At 54.3% G+C, this 18,948-nt stretch carries 19 protein-coding genes and 3 pseudogenes; 7 read left to right on the forward strand and 15 right to left on the reverse strand.

Annotated features, from left to right (window positions below; translation table 11 throughout):
• Positions 1 to 149: 149 nt before the first annotated feature.
• From QWY83_RS08110 to QWY83_RS08120, 3 genes are read right to left on the reverse strand one after another with little or no spacing between them, the layout of a single operon-like run.
• Complete coding sequence (locus tag QWY83_RS08110) at positions 150 to 953, reverse strand: 3-hydroxybutyrate dehydrogenase (RefSeq protein WP_249945344.1); 804 nt, start codon at positions 951 to 953, stop codon at positions 150 to 152.
• Entirely contained in the window at positions 950 to 2,476 is a 1,527-nt protein-coding gene (locus tag QWY83_RS08115; RefSeq protein WP_249945343.1) for an AMP-binding protein, read from the reverse strand. Before QWY83_RS08115 ends, QWY83_RS08110 begins: the two co-directional genes overlap by 4 nt.
• A complete protein-coding gene (locus QWY83_RS08120; RefSeq protein ID WP_249945342.1) occupies positions 2,473 to 3,633 on the reverse strand; it encodes an acetyl-CoA acetyltransferase in 1,161 nt (386 codons plus the stop codon). The genes QWY83_RS08115 and QWY83_RS08120 overlap by 4 nt, the downstream gene beginning before the upstream one ends.
• Positions 3,634 to 3,716: 83 nt before the next feature.
• On the opposite strand from QWY83_RS08120, the gene QWY83_RS08125 reads away from it, so the two are divergent.
• Complete coding sequence (locus QWY83_RS08125) at positions 3,717 to 4,265, forward strand: PAS and helix-turn-helix domain-containing protein (RefSeq protein WP_249945341.1); 549 nt, start codon at positions 3,717 to 3,719, stop codon at positions 4,263 to 4,265.
• Here QWY83_RS08125 and QWY83_RS08130 read toward each other — a convergent pair.
• Both QWY83_RS08130 and rpsU read right to left on the reverse strand, forming a co-directional pair.
• Positions 4,262 to 4,513: a hypothetical protein gene (locus tag QWY83_RS08130; RefSeq protein ID WP_249945340.1), complete on the reverse strand. Its 252-nt coding sequence runs from the start codon at positions 4,511 to 4,513 to the stop codon at positions 4,262 to 4,264. The two genes, QWY83_RS08125 and QWY83_RS08130, sit on opposite strands and share 4 nt — an antisense overlap.
• 264 nt (positions 4,514 to 4,777) lie before the next feature.
• Positions 4,778 to 4,978 carry a 30S ribosomal protein S21 gene (gene rpsU / locus QWY83_RS08135; RefSeq protein WP_067546482.1) on the reverse strand — a complete coding sequence of 67 codons (201 nt, stop codon included), beginning with the start codon at positions 4,976 to 4,978 and terminating at the stop codon, positions 4,778 to 4,780.
• A gap of 215 nt (positions 4,979 to 5,193) precedes the next feature.
• Here rpsU and QWY83_RS08140 point away from each other — a divergent pair, with 215 nt between their 5' ends.
• The 3 genes from QWY83_RS08140 (at position 5,194) to QWY83_RS08150 (ending at position 7,967) form a co-directional block, all read left to right on the forward strand.
• The gene (locus QWY83_RS08140; RefSeq protein WP_249945339.1) at positions 5,194 to 5,634 is read left to right on the forward strand and encodes a rhodanese-like domain-containing protein; all 441 of its coding nucleotides are present in this window, start codon (positions 5,194 to 5,196) and stop codon (positions 5,632 to 5,634) included.
• A gap of 92 nt (positions 5,635 to 5,726) precedes the next feature.
• The gene (locus QWY83_RS08145) at positions 5,727 to 6,944 is read left to right on the forward strand and encodes an NAD(P)/FAD-dependent oxidoreductase (RefSeq protein ID WP_249945338.1); all 1,218 of its coding nucleotides are present in this window, start codon (positions 5,727 to 5,729) and stop codon (positions 6,942 to 6,944) included.
• Positions 6,945 to 7,226: 282 nt separating this feature from the next.
• Positions 7,227 to 7,967 (forward strand): hypothetical protein, encoded by a 741-nt coding sequence (locus QWY83_RS08150; RefSeq protein WP_249945337.1) that lies wholly within the window; start codon positions 7,227 to 7,229, stop codon positions 7,965 to 7,967.
• A 242-nt stretch (positions 7,968 to 8,209) separates the two neighbouring features.
• Here QWY83_RS08150 and QWY83_RS08155 read toward each other — a convergent pair whose 3' ends face one another.
• Both QWY83_RS08155 and QWY83_RS08160 read right to left on the reverse strand, forming a co-directional pair.
• Positions 8,210 to 8,443, reverse strand: a complete 234-nt coding sequence (locus QWY83_RS08155; protein WP_249945336.1) for a hypothetical protein — start codon at positions 8,441 to 8,443, stop codon at positions 8,210 to 8,212.
• Positions 8,440 to 9,657, reverse strand: a complete 1,218-nt coding sequence (locus QWY83_RS08160; protein WP_249945335.1) for an FAD-binding domain-containing protein — start codon at positions 9,655 to 9,657, stop codon at positions 8,440 to 8,442. Before QWY83_RS08160 ends, QWY83_RS08155 begins: the two co-directional genes overlap by 4 nt.
• A 400-nt stretch (positions 9,658 to 10,057) precedes the next feature.
• On the opposite strand from QWY83_RS08160, the pseudogene QWY83_RS08165 reads away from it, so the two are divergent.
• Positions 10,058 to 10,317, forward strand: a pseudogene (locus tag QWY83_RS08165) (transposase); the annotation flags it as partial.
• Positions 10,318 to 10,507: 190 nt separating this feature from the next.
• Positions 10,508 to 10,772: pseudogene (locus tag QWY83_RS08170) on the forward strand (integrase core domain-containing protein); the annotation flags it as partial.
• 500 nt (positions 10,773 to 11,272) lie between these two features.
• Here QWY83_RS08170 and QWY83_RS08175 read toward each other — a convergent pair.
• Positions 11,273 to 11,536 (reverse strand): annotated as a pseudogene (locus QWY83_RS08175) (alpha/beta fold hydrolase); the annotation flags it as partial.
• A gap of 18 nt (positions 11,537 to 11,554) precedes the next feature.
• Between QWY83_RS08175 and QWY83_RS08180 the strand changes: the two are divergent.
• On the forward strand, positions 11,555 to 12,358 hold the full coding sequence (locus QWY83_RS08180; RefSeq protein ID WP_290245947.1) for a TRAP transporter large permease: 804 nt from the start codon (positions 11,555 to 11,557) through the stop codon (positions 12,356 to 12,358).
• Between the two features lie 36 nt (positions 12,359 to 12,394).
• Here QWY83_RS08180 and QWY83_RS08185 read toward each other — a convergent pair whose 3' ends face one another.
• From QWY83_RS08185 to QWY83_RS08215, 7 genes are all read right to left on the reverse strand, one after another.
• Positions 12,395 to 13,102, reverse strand: a complete 708-nt coding sequence (locus QWY83_RS08185) for an IS6 family transposase (protein ID WP_249945334.1) — start codon at positions 13,100 to 13,102, stop codon at positions 12,395 to 12,397.
• Between the two features lie 77 nt (positions 13,103 to 13,179).
• Positions 13,180 to 14,283, reverse strand: a complete 1,104-nt coding sequence (locus QWY83_RS08190; protein WP_067548455.1) for a mandelate racemase/muconate lactonizing enzyme family protein — start codon at positions 14,281 to 14,283, stop codon at positions 13,180 to 13,182.
• Between the two features lie 11 nt (positions 14,284 to 14,294).
• The gene (locus tag QWY83_RS08195) at positions 14,295 to 14,510 is read right to left on the reverse strand and encodes a helix-turn-helix domain-containing protein (protein ID WP_353958945.1); all 216 of its coding nucleotides are present in this window, start codon (positions 14,508 to 14,510) and stop codon (positions 14,295 to 14,297) included.
• The gene (locus QWY83_RS08200) at positions 14,413 to 15,507 is read right to left on the reverse strand and encodes an ATP-binding cassette domain-containing protein (RefSeq protein ID WP_249945332.1); all 1,095 of its coding nucleotides are present in this window, start codon (positions 15,505 to 15,507) and stop codon (positions 14,413 to 14,415) included. Before QWY83_RS08200 ends, QWY83_RS08195 begins: the two co-directional genes overlap by 98 nt.
• A gap of 10 nt (positions 15,508 to 15,517) precedes the next feature.
• The gene (locus tag QWY83_RS08205; RefSeq protein WP_067548462.1) at positions 15,518 to 16,567 is read right to left on the reverse strand and encodes an ABC transporter permease; all 1,050 of its coding nucleotides are present in this window, start codon (positions 16,565 to 16,567) and stop codon (positions 15,518 to 15,520) included.
• Between the two features lie 75 nt (positions 16,568 to 16,642).
• A complete protein-coding gene (locus QWY83_RS08210) occupies positions 16,643 to 17,605 on the reverse strand; it encodes an ABC transporter substrate-binding protein (RefSeq protein ID WP_249945331.1) in 963 nt (320 codons plus the stop codon).
• Positions 17,606 to 17,932: 327 nt separating this feature from the next.
• On the reverse strand, positions 17,933 to 18,943 hold the full coding sequence (locus QWY83_RS08215; protein WP_249945330.1) for an Ldh family oxidoreductase: 1,011 nt from the start codon (positions 18,941 to 18,943) through the stop codon (positions 17,933 to 17,935).
• Positions 18,944 to 18,948 lie beyond the last annotated feature (5 nt).

Raw genomic sequence — 18,948 nt, forward strand, 5'->3', positions numbered from 1 at the left:
TTTAACAACTAATGAGGTAAATCTCACACGAAGTTAGGTCAAGGGTTGAAATGCCAATTCTGACGCTCCGTAATTACGAGGCGCCTTAGTCAAATGACGAGCCGCCCCTTTTCGAGGCGGCCTATATCTCAGATTATAGTTGGGGGCCGTTACTGCGCCGTCCAACCACCATCAACGGGGATCACCGCGCCTGTCACATTGTGCGCAATCGGGTTGCACAGCCAGAGGGCAAGAGCCCCGATTTCGGACGGGTCAGAAGTCCGTCGGCTTGGCTGTTTTTCGGCGAGAAGTTCGGCGATGCCTTTCTCGCGGTCGCCACCATATTTAGCCGCCCGTTCGATGATCTGCGGTTCAATAATCGCGGTCTCGGTCCAGCCGGGTCCGATACAGTTCACCGTGATGCCGCCATCACGTTTGGACCCTGCCGCTGCGTATTCCAAGGCAGCGACCTTTGACATGCCCACCAGCCCGAACTTTGACGCGCAATAGGGAACCTTGGCGACCGAGGCGACAGTGCCGTGGACGCTGGCGATGTTGATCACGCGGCCATAGCCTTTTTCAGCCATCTTCGGCATAGCGAGCCGCATCGTGTGGAACGGACCAGAGAGGTTGATGCCGATGATCGCGTCCCACGTTTCTTTGTCCATATCGGCAAGCATGGCGGTTTTCTGGATGCCCGCGTTGTTCACCAAAACGTCGATCCCACCCCATTCATCGACTTCTGTCATCATTCGTTCGATGGCTGCCACATCTCGCATATCCGCCTCAAAGAACCGCACTTCAGGTGCACCTGCGGCCAGCAGAGTATCCACCGCAGCTTGCGCTAGGGCAGCATCAGCCAATCCATGAACCGCAATGCGTGCCCCTGCACCTGCCAGTTCCTTTGCAATCGCCAAACCGATGCCTTGGACAGAGCCCGTAACCAGAGCCGTTTTACCTGTCAGGAATGTCATGTGGTGGGTTCCTTTTTCATACGGTCTCTCAATTCAGTCTTGAGGACTTTGCCGTAGTTGTTTTTGGGGAGTGCATCGATAAATCGATAGGCTTTGGGCCGTTTGAAACGAGCGATGCGGTCGAGGCACAGCGCATCCAATTCTGCGGACGAAACGTTAGCGTCAGGCAGTGTGACGACAAATGCGATCACCTCTTCGCCCCATTCGGGATGAGGCGTGCCGATAACCGCAACCTCATGCACATTCGGGTGGCTCAGTAGAACCTCTTCGACCTCGCGGGGGTAGATGTTTGAGCCGCCAGAAATGATCATGTCCTTTGATCGGTCCTGCAAGGTGACGTAGCCGTCGTCATCCATGCGCCCCATATCACCCGTCCAAAGCCACCCATCACGGATCGCTTTTTGGGTCGCCTCAGGGTTCTGCCAATAGCCAGACATCACGGTCGCACCTTTGACGACGATTTCGCCGATTTCACCTCGGGGAAGCTCTGCGCCGTCCTGATCAACGATGCGCACGCGCACCGCGCTCTGCGCCGTGCCGACGGAATTCAAACGGTCCCGCCAGCGTGGATGACTGCGGTCTATCACGTCACCACGAGGCAAGGCCGTAATGCCCATAGGACATTCCCCCTGCCCATAGATTTGAACAAAGCGTGCGCCCATCACCTCGGTCGCGTCCAAAATATCGGCCTCATACATTGGACCGCCCGCGTAGACGATGGTCCGAAGGCCTTCGCCCGTTTCAGAACTGGCTTTCGCGGTATCGACCAGCCGCCGCACCATGGTCGGCGCCGCGAACATGGAAATCGGCCCCATTCGTTTGCCCAGCATCAGGATTTCTGCCGCATCAAAACCACCACTTTCGGGCACCAGATGCCGCGCCCCGCGCATCACATGCATAAAGTTATAGAGCCCAGCGCCATGCGACATTGGCGCGGCATAAAGGATTGCGTCCTCCGCGAAAACATCATCCACATCGGTGAAGTAGGTAAAAGTCATCGCAGCTATGTTGCCACAGGTCAGGGCCACGCCCTTGGGTTTGCCCGTGGTGCCTGAGGTGTAGAACAGCCAAAGGAGATCGCTCTCGTTCAGACCGACTGGCGCTGGCATCGGATCAGCCTGTTTCATCTCTGCAAACGCGGTCCCGTTGACGGAAATGATCTCTCGCCCTTCCGACAGATCAGACAGATCCCCGACCAATACGTCATCACTGAATACCAAATCAGCGCCCGCATTACGGATGATCCAAGTCGCCTCTTTGGGATGTAGCTTCGCGTTGATTGGCACTGCCGCCGCGCCCGCATACCAACTGCCATAGAGCGTTTCGAGGAATTCAGGACAGTTATACATGAACACCGCGACGCGATGCCCCGCGCCAATTCCGCGTGCCCTCAACGCAGCCCCAATCGATGCCGCCGCGCGGTCAAAACCCGCGTATGTCGATACGAGGGTTTCGCCAGAATAGAGCGCAGGACGATCAGGGGACCGCGTTGCCGTTCGTTTCAACCATTCAGCGGGGTTCATCGAACGGCCTCTAGGATTGAACAGTAGTTCGCAACGCCCGAGCCACCCATGTTAAACACACAGGCCAGTTCCGCACCTTCCAGCTGAACGCCACCTGCCTGCCCCGTGACCTGTTGCGCAGTAAGGACATGCATCGACACGCCCGTTGCGCCAACGGGATGCCCTTTGGCCTTTAGCCCGCCCGACAGGTTGATCGGAAGACGGCCACCACGCAGGGTCGCGCCCTCAGTCACCAGGCTGGCCCCTTTGCCTTTTTCGGCAAGGCCCATCGCCTCGTAGATCATCAGTTCCGCGATGGTGAAACAATCATGGACTTCAGCCAGATCGAGATCATCAACGGTGATCCCCGCCATTTCATATGCGGTTTCAAAGGTGCGCCGCGCGGCGGTCAATTCGGTCATATCGCGCCGCGACATTGGCAGAAAATCGTTCAACTGCACGGCAGCGCGAAATCCCGCAACATGGTCGAAATCCGCCGTCATATCGTCTGCCACCATCACCAGCGCCGCTGCGCCATCGCTGATCAGCGAACAATCGGTGAGCCGAAGCGGGGCCGCGATCATCGGGTTCTTTTCACTGACCTCATTGCAGAAATCAAATGTCACCTCGCGCTGCAGGTGGGCCAGCGGATTGCTCAGAGCGTTTTCATGGTTTTTCACCGCGATCCGCGCAAGCGGTTCGGATTGATCACCAAAGGCATCAAAATATCCCGCGGCGATACGGCCAAAGATCAGCGGGAAACTCACGCCTGCTTCTTCGGCGGAATAGGATGCACCAGCGAGGGCCGCCGTCACGCCTTTGGTGTCGAGTTCGGTCATCTTTTCGACGCCGATCACCAAGACACAGCGCGCGTCACCAGCGCGGATCGCATTGCGCGCCGCATAGACCGCGGCAGATCCCGACGCGCAGGCGTTCTCCACGCGGGTCGCTGGTTTAAACCGCAATCCGTCATCCATCCCCAACACGAGCGAGGCGGCAAAGGCGTCAGGCACCATGCTGTTGTTAAAATGACCGAGCCAAATCGCGTCGATATCGTTCGGCGTGAGACCTGCGCTTTTGATCGCCTCAGACGCCGCCTGCTGGATTAACGCCTCTAGGCTCTTGTCACGATGCACGCCAAATTTGGTGTGCCCCCAGCCAACTATTCTTGCGTCCATACTTGCCTCCATTCCCTTTCCATCGGAATACTCCAGCGGGTCGGGCCGCGCGATCCGTGAAACTACGTAACGGGTGACAAGAGATGGACAGGTTTGCCGCACTAGCCTTTGAGAGCGCGCCAGTCGGTTTGATCTACGCCGAGGATCGCGTGATCCAGCGCTGCAACGCCCGCTTTTGCGAAATGTTCGGATTTGCGGCCTCCGAACTTCAGGGGCATTCACTGTCAAAACTGTATCCCTCGTCAGAGGAATTTCAGCGCATTGGCCAGATCGGCGCCGAAAAGATGCGCGGGCTGGGGCGCTATGCCGACGAACGCATCATGCGTCGCAAGGATGGCAGCCTGTTTTGGTGTCGTGTTCGGGGGCAGTCGCTCGACCTTGATCAGCCCTTTGCAAAATCGGTGTGGAGCTTTGCAGACATTTCGGACAATCGCCCTGTGACCGAACTCACGCGCCGCGAACGACAGGTGGCGCAGATGCTGGCCGAGGGACTAACGTCCAAGGAAATCGCGCGTCGCCTAGAGATCAGCCCTCGCACTGTCGAAGTTTACCGCGCAAAGCTCATGGACAAATTCGGTGCCCGCAACGGGTTGGAGCTCGTTGCGCATCTCGCGGGTATTCCGATCGCCTAGACCGCGCTTATCGTCGCTGCGACCGCGCGTTTCCATGCTGCGTAACGTCGGTCTCTGACCGTGTCCTCCATCGCGGGTTCGAAACGAGCATCGACCTTCCAGCGGCGCGCGAAGGTGTCCTGTTCGGGATAGAACCCGACGGACTGCCCAGCCAGGCGCCTATAGGTCGTGATCTTACCCCCAAACGTCAGCCGAACGCCAACGGCCCCACCGCCAACCTTCTGCAAATCCTGAAGCGATGTCTTCATCCCAAACGCAGCTACGGCCGCAATCAAACACGCACGTGCCTTTGCCGAGTAGGCGGGCGTTAAAACTATCGTGAATTCAGAGACTTAAAGGCGAAACAGAAAAAGCTGCCAACTTTGCGCCTCGATCCCACCCAAAAACAACACATCGGTGTTCAGGATGAAAGGCGCTAGTCGTGCAGCTTCTGTAATGTTCTACATCGACGTCTTTCGACGAATGCAGCAACCTTGGATAGACGCACCCAACTCGGCGCGAACCAGCCTAGCTTAGCCGAGCATTTGAGCCCGTTTGCGAGCCAGTTTACGCTGACGGCTGATCGCTTCCTTCTGCTCGCGCGCTTTGCGGATGGAAGGTTTCTCGAAATACTCTTTCAGACGCATTTCGCGATAAACCCCTTCACGCTGGAGCTTTTTCTTTAACACACGCAACGCTTGCTCGACATTATTGTCGCGAACCGAAACTTCCATCTTTTTCCTGCTATGTTTGCAAAGAGAACTTTGGCGCAGCTTGCAGAGAGCGAGGAAGATTTCAAATGAAATCGACAGAATACTCCATTAGGATATGCTTTTGATGGGGTCAGTCGGTCATTTTTGCCTCACCCCGCGACCAAACGCAGCTAGTTGGCCCCTACACATTACATTTTCATTATATTATATGTGGCAAAAATTCATGAGGATGAACGATGAATCGCAGAGTTTTCTTGGGCGCCGCCGTCATTTCAACCGCCGCAATCGGATTCGGGCTGTATCAACCTGAGGCTCACGCCGAAAACCTCACGCTAGAAGCGCTCAGTGGTCAGGCGCTTGCCACATCTGAGGACACATTGCTCGTCGACATTCGGCGCCCCGAAGAATGGAAGCAAACAGGCGTGATTGAGGGCGCTCTGCTCGTCACCTACACCGACCCGCAATCGTTCCTTCAAGCCGTTCAACCACACCTTCGCGACGGGCAAAAGCTGGCGCTCGTGTGTCGATCAGGCAATCGCACATCCCAAGCCACGCGCCAGATCGCCCAATTGATCAACGGCCCCGTGATCGATGTCCAAGGCGGCATGAACCGCATCCTGCGCGAAGGCTACACCCCAGTCGCCCCCACACGCGAACGCGGCTGTTCGACGTGTTAGGCTAGACGTCGCGTCGAAATCGAGAATTTGACACGCCGAATTAATATCGCACTATGGCGACCTTGAAGTCAGCTTTCGCGACGTGAGCACTTATGCCTGATCTTACCCCCAAACCTGATCACCACGAAATTATCGTCATCGGCGGTGGTGTCGTTGGAATGAGCATAGCCTTTCGCCTTGCCAAAGAAGGCAGAGAGGTCGCGCTTATCGAACCTAATGAATTGGGCATGGGTGCGTCTTACGGGAATGCTGGCACAATTGCAGATTATGCAACAATTCCAGTGGGTACGCCTAATGTGCTTCGCAATTTGCCCAGTCTGTTCTTTGACCGTAACAGCCCATTGTCTTTGCGTTATCAGACCTTGCCAAGCCTCGCGCCTTGGTTGATCGAGTTTTTCTACCAAAGCCTCCCCAAGCAAGCTGAAAACAATGCCCAGAGGATCGGCGCGCTCCTGAAAAACGCGAGCGACATGTGGCATGAACTTAGCCTCGAACTTGGCGCATCACATCATTTGCATCGGCGAGGATGCTTGTACCTTTATGAGTCAAACAAAGCCTTTGCCGCCGCAAAATACGACGAAAGGCTGCGGAGACAGAACGGCGTCGCGGTCGAAGTCATAACCGCCGACGAGGTCTTGCGCCTCGAACCCAATTTACAGCCCTTTGAGGGCGGCGCTCATTTCTTTCCCGACGCAACGAGCATCGACAACCCTGGGGAAGTTATGAAGATTTTCGCCAAGAACTTGGTGGAACGGGGAGTCACGATCTATCCGACGGCCGCGTATGCAATCGACGACAGTGACGGAACACGGATAAAGGTTCACTGCACAGACCACGTTCTTCAGGCCAATAAGGTGGTTGTGGCCGCGGGGGCGTTTTCGAAACCTTTGGCACGCTCGGCGGGCGATACTGTGCGCCTTGATACCGAACGCGGGTATCACTTGGAGTTCGACATGGATACGCCGCCGGTGACGCGGCCAGTATGCTCTGCCAAACGCGGCTTTTACGCCTCGCCAATGGTCGGACGATTGCGCATCGCTGGAACGGTCGAATTGGGCGGACTTTCTTTGCCGCAGTCTGAACACCGACTAAAAATGCTAGAACGCGGAGCACGTGACATGTTTCCAGCCTTGGGGGTACCTAGTCGAACTTGGTTCGGGTTTCGCCCATCCATGCCGGATTCAGTCCCCGTTATCCGAGCCACAAAACACAACAAAAACGTGATCATGGCATTTGGACATGGCCACATCGGCGTCACTCTCGCACCCGCCACCGCCGCAATCGTGAGCGATTTGGTAAAACTGGGTTAACCGTTGGTTCCGACTACCACACAGCAACATTGCTGACGCATCACAATCGTCGCGAATATCCCATCTCCTGCAGACTACGGAACTGAGGCCGCCAACTCGGTTTTCGCGCTGGATTGGCATACCACTCGCCAAGAGTTCCGATGCACAAGGTCTTAATATTCCCTCGGCTGTCGTGATTGCCGACTGGGCCAAAACCAAAGAATGTTGCTCCATTTGATTGCTACACCCTCGGATTGCCCTAACTCAGACACAGAGAAGAAGTGGCAACGGGGAGTCCAAGCCGTGGGTGTAGTCATTATTATTGGTTCAGGACCTGGGGCACTTCAGTCAAGAGATTGGCGCCGCAGTTCGTCCCAAACCATCGTCGCGATCAACAATGCATGGCAAGTACGCCCCGATTGGGACTATCTCATTCATCCCGAGGATTTCCCGATAGACAGACGTCCACGATTATTTAAAACAGATCAAAAAACGATCTGCGCAAATGATTATGTACCTCTGCAAAACCAATTTGGTGGCTTTGTTTATGCTGGAGGCACTATGGCCTTCACCGCCGCTTACTGGGCGCTTGCCGCGCTCAAACCACGCGTTATAGCCATGATCGGTTGTGACATGGTTTATCCCCAGACCGGGCCAACGCATTTTTATGGCCAAGGAACGGCTGACCCATTGCGCGACGACATCACCCTGCGATCCCTTGAAGCAAAATCAGCGCGTCTTTTGGCACTCGCATCTCAGTCGAACTGCGCCTTGGTAAACCTATCGAATGCTCCTACAAGCCGTCTGATTTATCCAAGAGCCGTTCATTCAAGCCTAAACTCTGTTCGACCTATCAGGTTTCAAAGCAGCCTTATTGAGCGTGCACTGAGCGCTGAAGCGCGCGCAAACTACATGGTGCCAAATGGACGATACTGGAAAGTCGCAGATCAATTTGATCCCAAGGTTATAGACCAAATTGATCAACTGTGGCTGGATGTCGCTGAACATATGATGCTTAACAACGACCTCTCAGAAGCAATATAAAAGGTACTTTTCCGGACACTCACCCAGAAAAAGACAACTGCCGTCGATCCAGCACAGGTCAAGGCTGCTGTCCCGCGATGCTTAAAGGGCCATCGCCGCGAGGGAATGTCGGCTTGTAACGAGGCGATGACACTTGCCTTCATATGAAAAAGCGATCTCCTCGATCCTACGACCGTTGGCGAGTTCATTGAGATGGCGCAGGGATCATGTTGCGTTCGATCAGCTCCGCACTTTGCACGGGCTCAGGAAGCGCAGGCTTCGACGATACAGGTCATAAGCCGCTCTTGCGTCTCATAGTGGTGAGCGCCCGCCAGCGTGTCGATGCGTCGGATGAGCGGGTCGTAGTCAAACACGAGCGCCATCTCGTCTCGCGGAACCATCACAAGATGTGAGGAAATGGTAAGTGTCAGATCCAGAATATGAGCATCCGGCACAACGTCATCCGGACCGTAAGACCCGATCCGCACGGCGATCATGCGAGACCTGCCTGTTCAAGGATACGTGGGATATTTTTCTTAACCTTGAAGAAACCTGCAGTGGCGTGGGGCCAGATCGCCTTATCCCAATCGCGCTGCCACTCGCATAGCGTTATGCCATGCTTGACCAAAGATGGAGTGGCCGCATCCAGCCAATCTCGCAAAGGACCGCGCGTCACATACGGCGTAACGATCTGTGTTGCACCCGCATCCGCCGCCCATCGCGCCAAGCCGCTGGGATCGTTTGCTTGCATCTCTACTGAGGCAAACCCAGCGCGCGCAGCCGCATCTGCCAACGCACCATTCTCGAACTGAAGAACACGATTGGATACTGGCAAAGGGGATCGCAGATGACCCGCCACAAGCGTAGCCACCGTTCGAATATCCAACGCAGAACTGTCGAAATCCTCGATCCGGCAATCCTCGTCCGTGATCAGCAGTGCAGTTGGGAGATCGGGTTTCGGTGACAGGACCGAACGCAGCGGCACGACTGGAGGCAGGCCGTCAGGCTCGGTTGCCTCAAGCCCTTGGGTTACCACCGCCAGATCACTGCGGCGCGGAGTAAACCGACCGGCTGTGAATGTTGCGATATTCTGCGTGTCGGCCGGATATGGCTTGCCACGCGTGTGCAGTCCTGCCACCCAGCGCCAGCTCAGCGTGTTTGAGGCGACATCACCATCAAGCAGGTTACGAAAAAAGAAATCCGCACCTAACCGCCATGGCAACCCAAGAGTAAATATCCAGATCGAAGCGAACCACATCCGAGCGTGATTATGCAGATAGCCAGTCTCCACCAGTTCGGCTGCCCAAGCATCAAAGCACTCTAGTCCCGTTTGCCCAGACATTGCACGGTCGACATCGCGGCGCATACGGCGGTCACGGTCAAGCACGGCAATATCAGCGTCCAGCCCCTTGCGATAACTGTCCCAGACCTGCGGTCGGTGTTCCAACCAGCCTTTGAAATAGCCGCGCCAGATCACCTCTTGCACAAACTTTTCCGCATCTTGCGGCCCATGGGCGGTTAACGCCGCTGAGACCGCATCCGCCTCCAGAACCAACCTGCGCCGAATATAGCGGGATAAAACCGAAACTGCTTTGTGTGCGCCTGGGCCATGATCCGTATTGCGGCCATTGGCGTATCGACGCCCCATTCGAGGCCCAAAAGCCGCTAAGAGCTCTTCGCCAGCGGTGCGGGTCGGGATTAAGTCTGTCATTGTTTCGATCTCATATTGTCCTCTGAGTGACCTAACGCGCGGTCGCCAGAGTTCAACTCGGCCGAAACACCCGAAATGATCAACAACCACGCCGCCTTGGGGTTGTTCTATTCGCACCGAGAAGCAGTTCAACCTGCTACAGCGGTGGCGCGGCCTTCCGCGCCAACCCACTGAAAGGGATGTACTTTTTAGATCCGTCTCGATTTCGCCGAAGGACGGGTAGAAAGAGACGCGAAGCGTCCAAAGACCGATATCAGCCAGATCGCCAGTCTTCGAAAGTTGGATTGCTCCGATAAACTTGGTTGAAACAAAAACGGCCCCGTAGGCGACCTGATCCCGTGATTGCAATGTGCAAGCGACGGTGCTGTCAGCCCTATCCGAACTGGATTTAATCTATCCGCTCTCCACAACCTATCTGGAGGCACACCGCAGAGCCTCAAGCCTGTGGCCGAAAAAGGGGAGTCGACGTCTAAATGATCAGACAAAGGGTGGCAAGAACACCAAACTGCATGCTGTCACGGACACGAGCGGACGCCCGATCCGTTGCTTCATCACAACTGGCCAGGTCAGCGATTATACTGGTGCAACGGCTATACGAGCAGTCTACCGGATGCTGAACGGCTAGTGGCTGATCGAGATTTTGATGAGGGATTGTGGCGGAAGCGGTGAGAGCCGCCAGCAATTCACACCCAAATTAAACCAAACACAATCAATTACTTAGAAAACAATCGCCCAAACCGTAACGCAAAATGTGTAGCAAAATGTGTAGCAAATTTTAGCGACCTACAGATCACTCAGAACCCCATTACTGAAGCAGTTTGAGGGGCTCTACGACAAGAGCATTCCCGATATAGAACGAGGGAGCCCGTAGGAGAATGGTGACGCCGAAAGCTCTAAAGGCAGGGACCGCGACGAGCTTTTGAATGACGAAGTCTTCTACACTTTATGAGAAGCCCACATCATCATTGAACAGAGGAGGCAGCACTACAACATAATGATACCGCAGAGCTTTAGGATATCATCCACCCGCTCTTGAAGCCATCCTACAGAAGGACCGTAGGCCCATTGGTTCACTCCAAACGGCAATCAATTCGAAATCGATCTCACCAATTTAGCAGACATTCTCAACGGTCGCTTTTAAGATCCCGACAACTCCATCGAGCATTCACAAAGAACGCCAGCAGGATGGATTGCGCGATGGATCATCACCTCACTTCCCCCACCTTCCCGAGCAATAAAGATAAGCTTTGAAGGGGGTAGTCATGGGGCTTTAAGGGTATGAAGTTGATGAGAACTCATGAGGACTATCGTCTTTAAGATTTTGATGGGGTCAGCGGGATTGTTGGGATTTCGATGAAACGCTGCCAGAAAAAAAAGAAACCGGCGATAGGAAATAAATTCCCGCCCCCAAAACCCATAGGATATCTCACCTAGGGGGTCGTAAATTCGGCGGAAATGCGCAGTTCGGTATTGCATGCACCCTCCCGAAGAACCCACGATCGATTCATACCCTAAACTATTGATCGAAAATCTAGAAAACAGAAAGACCCAGCACCCAACCAGCTAATGCCTTTGGGTATTGGGTCGATCTTGATCGCTCGTTTAAGCGGTTATTTCAGCAAACCATTTTTTCGAGGGCTTCCAAAAAGAACGGCCTGAAGCCGACTGGATGTTCACTCATCGGGAAGTGGCAGAGTTCATCCATCACGGTCAACGTAGAGCCCGGAATAGCCTTTGCAGTTCGCTTTGCGTCTTCTGGGGTACACGTCGGGTCATATGCGCCAAAGATGATATGAACAGGCGTTTTACTTGTATCAATCGACGGCAGCCGCGCAATCAGGCTATCATCTTTCGTGTAAAAGCTGAGGTCACCATCGAAGTCATCGGTTCAATCGCAATGATTACGGCTATCGCACTGGCATTTTTGCGCGTGCCCCTTGCGTTCGCCCTTATGGCCGTCTCCGTCCTTGGCATCGGTTTCGCTATCAATTGGAATATCGCGTTTCAATTGGTGCCACTTACCATTTCAGATGCAGTCCTGTCCTACGATCTCGCAGTGGTTCCGATGTTCATTCTGATGGGCAACGTTATTTCCAAAACGGGCATTGCGAATGATCTGTTTCGCGCTGCATTTGCCTTTGTCGGTCATGTGAGAGGCGGGCTGGCTCTTTCAACAATGGTTGCCTGTTCGGGGTTTTCTGCCGTATGCGGATCAAGCTATGCGACAGCTGCGACGATGGCGAAGGTCGCATACCCCAGCATGCGCAAATATGGATATTCTGACGAGATCGCATCTGGAACGATCGCAGCTGGTGGAACGTTGGGTATCCTCATCCCTCCATCGATTATCATGGTTGTCTTCGGCATCCTGACGCAAACGAACATTGGCGATCTCTTCGTTGCGGGTGTTGTTCCAGGTTTACTAGGCTTGGCCTTCTATATGATCGCGATCCGGTTTATCGCGGCCCGCAATCCTGAACATGCGCCCAAAGGCGAAAAAGTTGGTTGGTCGGAACGTCTTTCCGCACTCTCGGGTATTTGGCCGTTCCTGTTACTCTTCAGCCTCATTATCGGAGGTCTCTACGCAAAGATCTTCACCCCAACCGAAGCCGCGGGGATGGGCGCGGGTCTGGCAATCATTATTGCAGCGCTGCACGGTCGCTTGACCATCAAAGTCCTAAGGAAGGTGCTGTCAGACTAATTCGAACTCGTCTCCGTTTGTCACTTAACCAAGTCTTCAGATCGCACCAAGTTGGCGCCACTCTGCGAGAGCAGCGGCGCGTAAGGTCTTTAAGTTGCCTCGGCTATAGTGGTGTCGTTCCTGATTGAAGTGATTGTGGACGGAAGAGTGAACAGCGGCGAATTTCTGCAAACATCGCATTTGCCGAAACCTCAGCATGGCACGCTCTCGTCGTCGAAACGGAAGGTGAGAATTCTCAATACGGTTGTTGAGCCACCTGCCCGTTTTCTGCTTCTCAGTATTTCCCAGGTCTCTCATAGCTGCGCCATAAGACCTCAGATTATCGGTGACTATTGCCTGAGGGCTTCCGTATCTACGCAGAGATTTCCTAAGGAATTTCAGTGCTGCCTTACGGTCTCGGCGCTTTGTGACATAGCTTTCAAGCACCTCCCCTTCGTGATCAATGGCGCGCCACATGTAATGCCGGACGCCATTCACTTTCACGAAGACCTCGTCCAGGTGCCATTGCCAATTCGAGCTGGATTTCAATCTGTCCGCTCTTCGCTTTCTGATTTCAGAAGCAAACAGCGGACCAAATCTGTTCCACCAATAACGGATCGTTTCATGGCTAACATCGATCCCCCGCTCATGCAGGAGATCTTCCACATTACGAAGAGACAGAGGGAACCGTACATAGAGCATGACCGCTAAGCGGATCACCTCTGGGCTCGTCTTGAAGTACCGAAATGGAGAGCGCTTAGTCATACCAAAACGCTAACCACCTACACTACCCTGCTCAAGGACGTTTAGTCTGACACTGCCACAATGCCCTACAATGCCTCTTAAAAACTTGCCGCAGGTGCGCCGAAAACCGACACGTCAGGCGTAATGCCCAGACCCGCACCAGTTGGGCGTTTGATATATCCGCCCTCAATTTTGATGCCGTTTTCGGGGTCGTAGTTTCCTTCGATATAAGGCGCCGCAAGCCACGCGCCTTCGCACAAATCGGGACGCATGGTAGAGGCGATTTGCGTGCAGGCCGCAGCGATGATATCCCCACCCCAAGCGTCATCACAGGTATGTGGCAGGTTCCGCGCCTCGCAAATCTCGCGGAAGGTCCGCATATGCTGCAACCCGCCGATCCGTGTGATTTTCATCCCAAACCCATCAACCAAACCCGTTCCCACGGCAGAGATCACCGTGTTCAAATCGACGCTGTTTTCGTCCATGTAGATGCCATGAGACACCAGCGATCGAATAGTTCGAAGGTCTTCGATTGTGTTACACGGCTGCTCCATGATGAACGGAATGTCAGGACATTCACGGCTAACCCGAAGCGCGTCTCGTGTCTTCCAACCACGGTTCCCATCAACGGCGAGCCGCATCCCTGTGCCGCGGATGACCTCCCAAACTTTGCGAATGGTTTCGATGTCGATCTCGACGGGACGACCACCAACTTTGATCTGCAAACGAGGATAGCCTTCGGCCAATTTTTCAGCGGCAATGCGAGCAATGTCATCGGGCGCGCCCACACCGCTAGCATAGTAAGACGGCACATTATCGGTCACCGCCCCACCAAGGAGATCAGCCACCGAAACGCACAGCGATTTACCCAAGAGGTCATGCGCCGCGATATCAATCGCAGCTTTGGCGTAGTTATGACCGTTCAGCAAACTCGCCATTTTACGCTGCAACATTGCGGGCCAAATCTCTGCCCCGATCAGGTCAGGCGCCATCAGTGCGAGAGCCGCACGCGCACCCGCCGCGTGGGATTCCGCATAGGTCGGTCCGACAGGACAGGTTTCCCCCCATCCTTCCAATCCGTTGTCACCCACAATGCGGACAAGCGTTGTATCTAAAGACCAGACAGTTGCATTCGCCATTCGATAAGGGCCATTTTTGACCGGTAGCGCGTGGTGATAAATGTGGATTTCACGAATGCGCATGTCTGATCCTTTCAGGTTAAACGCCCACGTTGCATCATCGGCGTCCCCCCATAGGCGAGCCGGTAAACTCTTGTGAAATGTCCAGAGTTCCCAAACCCACAGGCCATCGCGACTTCGACGGCGGACATTTCAGTTTGGAGGAGAAGGTTCCGCGCCCACTCTAGCCGCACTTCTGCGTATACCGCCTGCGCTTGCACTTGTCGGAACCAGCGCCCTAACGAGATCACGCATGTAGACCAGACCAACAGGCTTGCCGTTCGCCATCACTCGGAAAATCTGATCTGCATCCCCACCAGAAAGCGCAATCACAGACTCCAGCGTATCTTCGGCATCGACTTCACCAGAGATCGACTGCTGTGCGTCAGTTTTCAACGCCTTCATGATAGACCGAACGCGCAAAACGCGGGCGCGGTTGATATCCGAGATAAAGTCGACGATGTAAGGATCGTTTGGCCGCAACAGGATTTCTTGCGGTTCGCCTTGCTGCACAACACGGCCATCCTTGAGAATGACCAGATGGTCAGCAAGTTTGAGCGCTTCATCCAAATCATGGCTGATAAAGATGATCGTTTTATGCAGTTCGTCCTGAAGTTCCAACAACAAGTCCTGCATGTCTGTGCGGATCAGCGGATCGAGCGCGGAGAAGGCTTCGTCCATGAGCATAATCGGCGCATTCGACGTCAACGCACGGGCAATACCGACACGCTGCTGCATCCCGCCCGACAGCTGGTGAGGATACTGACCGCCCTGCCCGCCAAGCCCAACACGATCAAGCCACTTGAGAGCATCTTTCTCGTAATTCGGCTTTTTCTCGCCACGCACAGATTGCGCAAGGCCAGTGTTTTCCAACACGGAACGATGCGGAAGAAGAGCAAAATGCTGAAACACCATCGACATTGTCAGTCGGCGCATTTCGCGCAGGCGTTCTTCGGAAAACTCCAGAACGTTCTCGCCGTCCACCCAGATTTCGCCCGCAGTCGGCTCGATCAAGCGGTTCACGTGGCGGATCAGCGTTGATTTACCAGAGCCCGAAAGCCCCATAATCACCGTGATCTTGCCCGCATGCATATCAACGTTGATATCGCTCAGCCCGAGAACGTGGCGATGTTTATCCATCAACTCTTTCTTGGACGCGCCATCATATACGCGTTTGAGAGCCTCTTGCGGGTTAGACCCAAAGATCTTGTACAGATTGCGGATCGAGATGCTTACTTGGTCAGTCATAATACGATCCTTAGTGACGCGGGACGCTGTTGGATGCGTTAACACGCGCGAGAGCTGCTTTGGTGACGCGGTCAAGGATCACAGCCAGCAAGACGATCCCGAGCCCAGCCACAAGCCCCACCCCGAGTTCAAGGTTACGGATGCCGCGTAGCACCAGCACACCAAGACCTGGCGCCGAAACGAGCGAAGCAATCACGACCATCGCAAGGCTCATCATGATCGTTTGGTTCACGCCAGCCATAATGTTTGGTAAGGCGAGTGGGATTTGCACGCTGTAGAGCTTTTGGCTCTTGGTCATGCCAAATGCGTCGGCGGCTTCGATCACCTCTTTGTTCACGAGCCTAATGCCAAGGTCGGTCAAACGGATCACAGGCACAATGGCGTAGAGGATGATCGCAATACCGTAGAGTTTTGGCTCCGTGACTGAGAACAAGAAGATCAGCGGGATAAGGTATACAAATGTCGGAAGGGTTTGGAGCATGTCCAATATTGGGATCATAATCCGCTGCATCCGATCACTTCGTGACATCACGATCCCTATCGGAACGCCAAAGAGCACGCAAAGAGTGGCGCACACAAAGATGATCGACAACGTTTGCATCGCAAACGAGTAGTGGTCGATAAAGGACAGAAACAGAAGTGCAGAGGCCACAAAGCCAACCAACTGAAGTGACTTGGATGCGACGTGCACGAGGAGCAGGATCAGAGGGATCATCAACCACCAAGGCGTCGCAGCAAAGAGCCACAGCGTCCCTTCCAAGATCCAGCTTAGGGGTTGGGTCAACGGATCGAGAACGATCTTGAGGCTGTCCTTGGCACCCAAAAAGGCGTCTTCAACAGCTTTTGTTAGATCACGTGTCCGAGCAAGCGAAGAGCAGGCTTCGTTCAGTTCATCCAGAGACGGAAACGGAACCGACATTGCCTTGTTTAGGAAGCCCTCGCTATCGGACCCTTTTGATCCGGCAAGGAGCTCGGCCATAGTCATTGGTCCGCTAGACTCTTTGACGCCGCACCAATCCCTTAGGCCAATGCTGTCAAAGATAAAATCATATGTCGCCATCAGACCGACCTCTTCATTTCGTCGTACCGTTCAAAAAATTGCCGAGGCGGATTCACACCCGCCTCGGCCAATTCATTACTTGAGGATCGCGCTCAGCTTTGCAGCGGCATCTTCGCTAACCCAGCTCATAACGTTGTCTTTGTTACCCATCAGGTAATAGACAGCAGCTTCTTCCGAAGACGCACCGTTATCTGCTTGCCATGCCAACAGCTGGCTCAGCTCGAGCGAGGTGAACGAGATTTTGCTGACGAGATCAAAGACCTCAGGGTTACGCTCTGCGAAGTCAGAGGTGACAACGGTCAGAACAGGCGCAGCTGGGTAAGACGATTTCGCTGGAGTTGCGCAATCGACGGTCTGGTTACATGCGTGGATTTCGGCGTCATATGGACCCATATCGACGGCAACCATTGGGTAACGACCCAGAACTGCGGTCGGGCCATACATGTAGCCAAAGAACGGCTCTTTGTTTTCATATGCCGATGCCATTGCAGCAGAAAGCGTTTCGCCCGAACCGTGGTTGAACACTTCCATGCCGTGACCTGCGAAATCGAACGCTTTCACAAGGTTGTCGTTGGCGATACGGCAGCCCCAGCCATCAGGACAGTTGTGGAAACGACCGCCAACCAGCTCTGGGTTCGCCAGAATGCCGTCGATCGTTGCCAATTCCGGATGCTCTGCAACCACGTAGTCCGGCACGAACCATGCTTCGGTACCACCGTCAGAGAACACATTGGCAGCGGTGATCGCTTTACCTGCTGCTTCCAGTTCGTTGTAGAGCGGCGCAGAGTTGACCCAGAGTTCAGGCACTACATCAGGCTCATTGTTTTCAGCAAGCGATGTCACAGCGGTGGTGGTCGCCGAAGGCACGAGGGTAACCTCGCAGCCGTAACCTTGAACCATCAGGAACTCGGTGATCTTGGTGATGATCGAGGCAGATGCCCAGTTCATCTCAGCGACCGAGACTTCACCGCAGTCGGCCATAGCAACGCTAGGTGCGGCAAACGCCCCAAATGCGCCAGCAAGCAGTAGTTTCTTCATGTTTACTCTCCCTGAGTAATTATGTTTGAGAGCAGAGCGGTTTGTTCCGCCTTTTTCTGCATTTCATTGGTTGCATTGCCACACGGCAAAGCGACGAAGACCATTCCTTTATTGCACTCATGAACAGGGCACAGTTCGTGCCAAACCCAAGTGCTCGGTCCATTCAATATTCGGGAAGAATACACTTCAATCAAACAAATACTTCTAAACTAAATTTCAGATATTCTGAAACGCAGGATTTTTCATTGCACGCAAAGACAAATCCATAAACCCCAAATTTAACAGGGCTTAAGGCGATACAATCGCTACGACTGATCGAAGATGGGTCTATGCGATAATAGCGGATATTTTATCGAGAATTGCGACATTCACATTGACACCCTCAACCTTGGCCAGCGCCCGTTTCGCACCCCTTCCATCCCCCGGAAGATGTGCGCCCTCCTGATCGTGAATTATGGAAACAAGACGTGTCAAACGATCTACAAAGTGACCGCCAGAGGTCGCCACCGGATCAATCGCGAGGAAAAACTGACCTGTTTTAGGCGGACCACCCGCAGTTCCAGAAAACGGTGAAGCATCCGCGCCCAAAGTTGCACCCGTCATAGCGGCGGCAAGGAGTTCGGTCATCAGCGCGACACCAACCCCCTTGTACCCACCCGAAGGCGACATAGAGCCCTTCAATCCGACGTTCGGGTCCGTTGTCGGGTTTCCCTCGGGATCGAGAGCCCAACCAACTGGGATTGGTCGTCCCTCTCGAGCACGTTTCATAACTTCGGATTTAGCGATCGTGCTTGCCGATTGATCAATAAGAATTAGCGGTTCACCATTTTCACCGGCCGCCGCAATTGAAAACGGGTTGGTACCGACGACAGGTTTCGCGCCACCCGAGGGGGCGATTGATGCGGGGGCATTTGTGAAACCGATCCCCAATAATCCCGCCTGCGCAAGACGATGGGTGTGATACCCTAAGACCCCGCAGTTATAACTATTATCAATCGCAAGCGCGGCAATTCCCTGTGCTTTAGCAAGAGGAATAAGCTCTGCAAAACCAAGATCGATTGCAGCATGTGCAAAACCAGTGGCCGCATCGACTTTGACCACGCTGGGCCGAGGCCGCGTGACAATGGGAACGGCTTCCCCATCAACTTTACCGCATTGGACGTGTTCACAGTAAATCGGAATGTAGGCGAGCCCATGGCTCGAAACTCCGTCAGCCTCAGTTGCTGCGGTTGCAAGCGCGAGCGGGCGTGCGTTTTTCTCTGAGGTGCCCGCGGCCACCAGCGCCCGCATGGCCAGATCTTCGATGGCCTCAAGCGACAAATTGCGGGTTTCGATCATAGGTG

This window comes from Marivivens donghaensis (assembly GCF_030410045.1).
GTDB classification, from domain to species: domain Bacteria; phylum Pseudomonadota; class Alphaproteobacteria; order Rhodobacterales; family Rhodobacteraceae; genus Marivivens; species Marivivens donghaensis.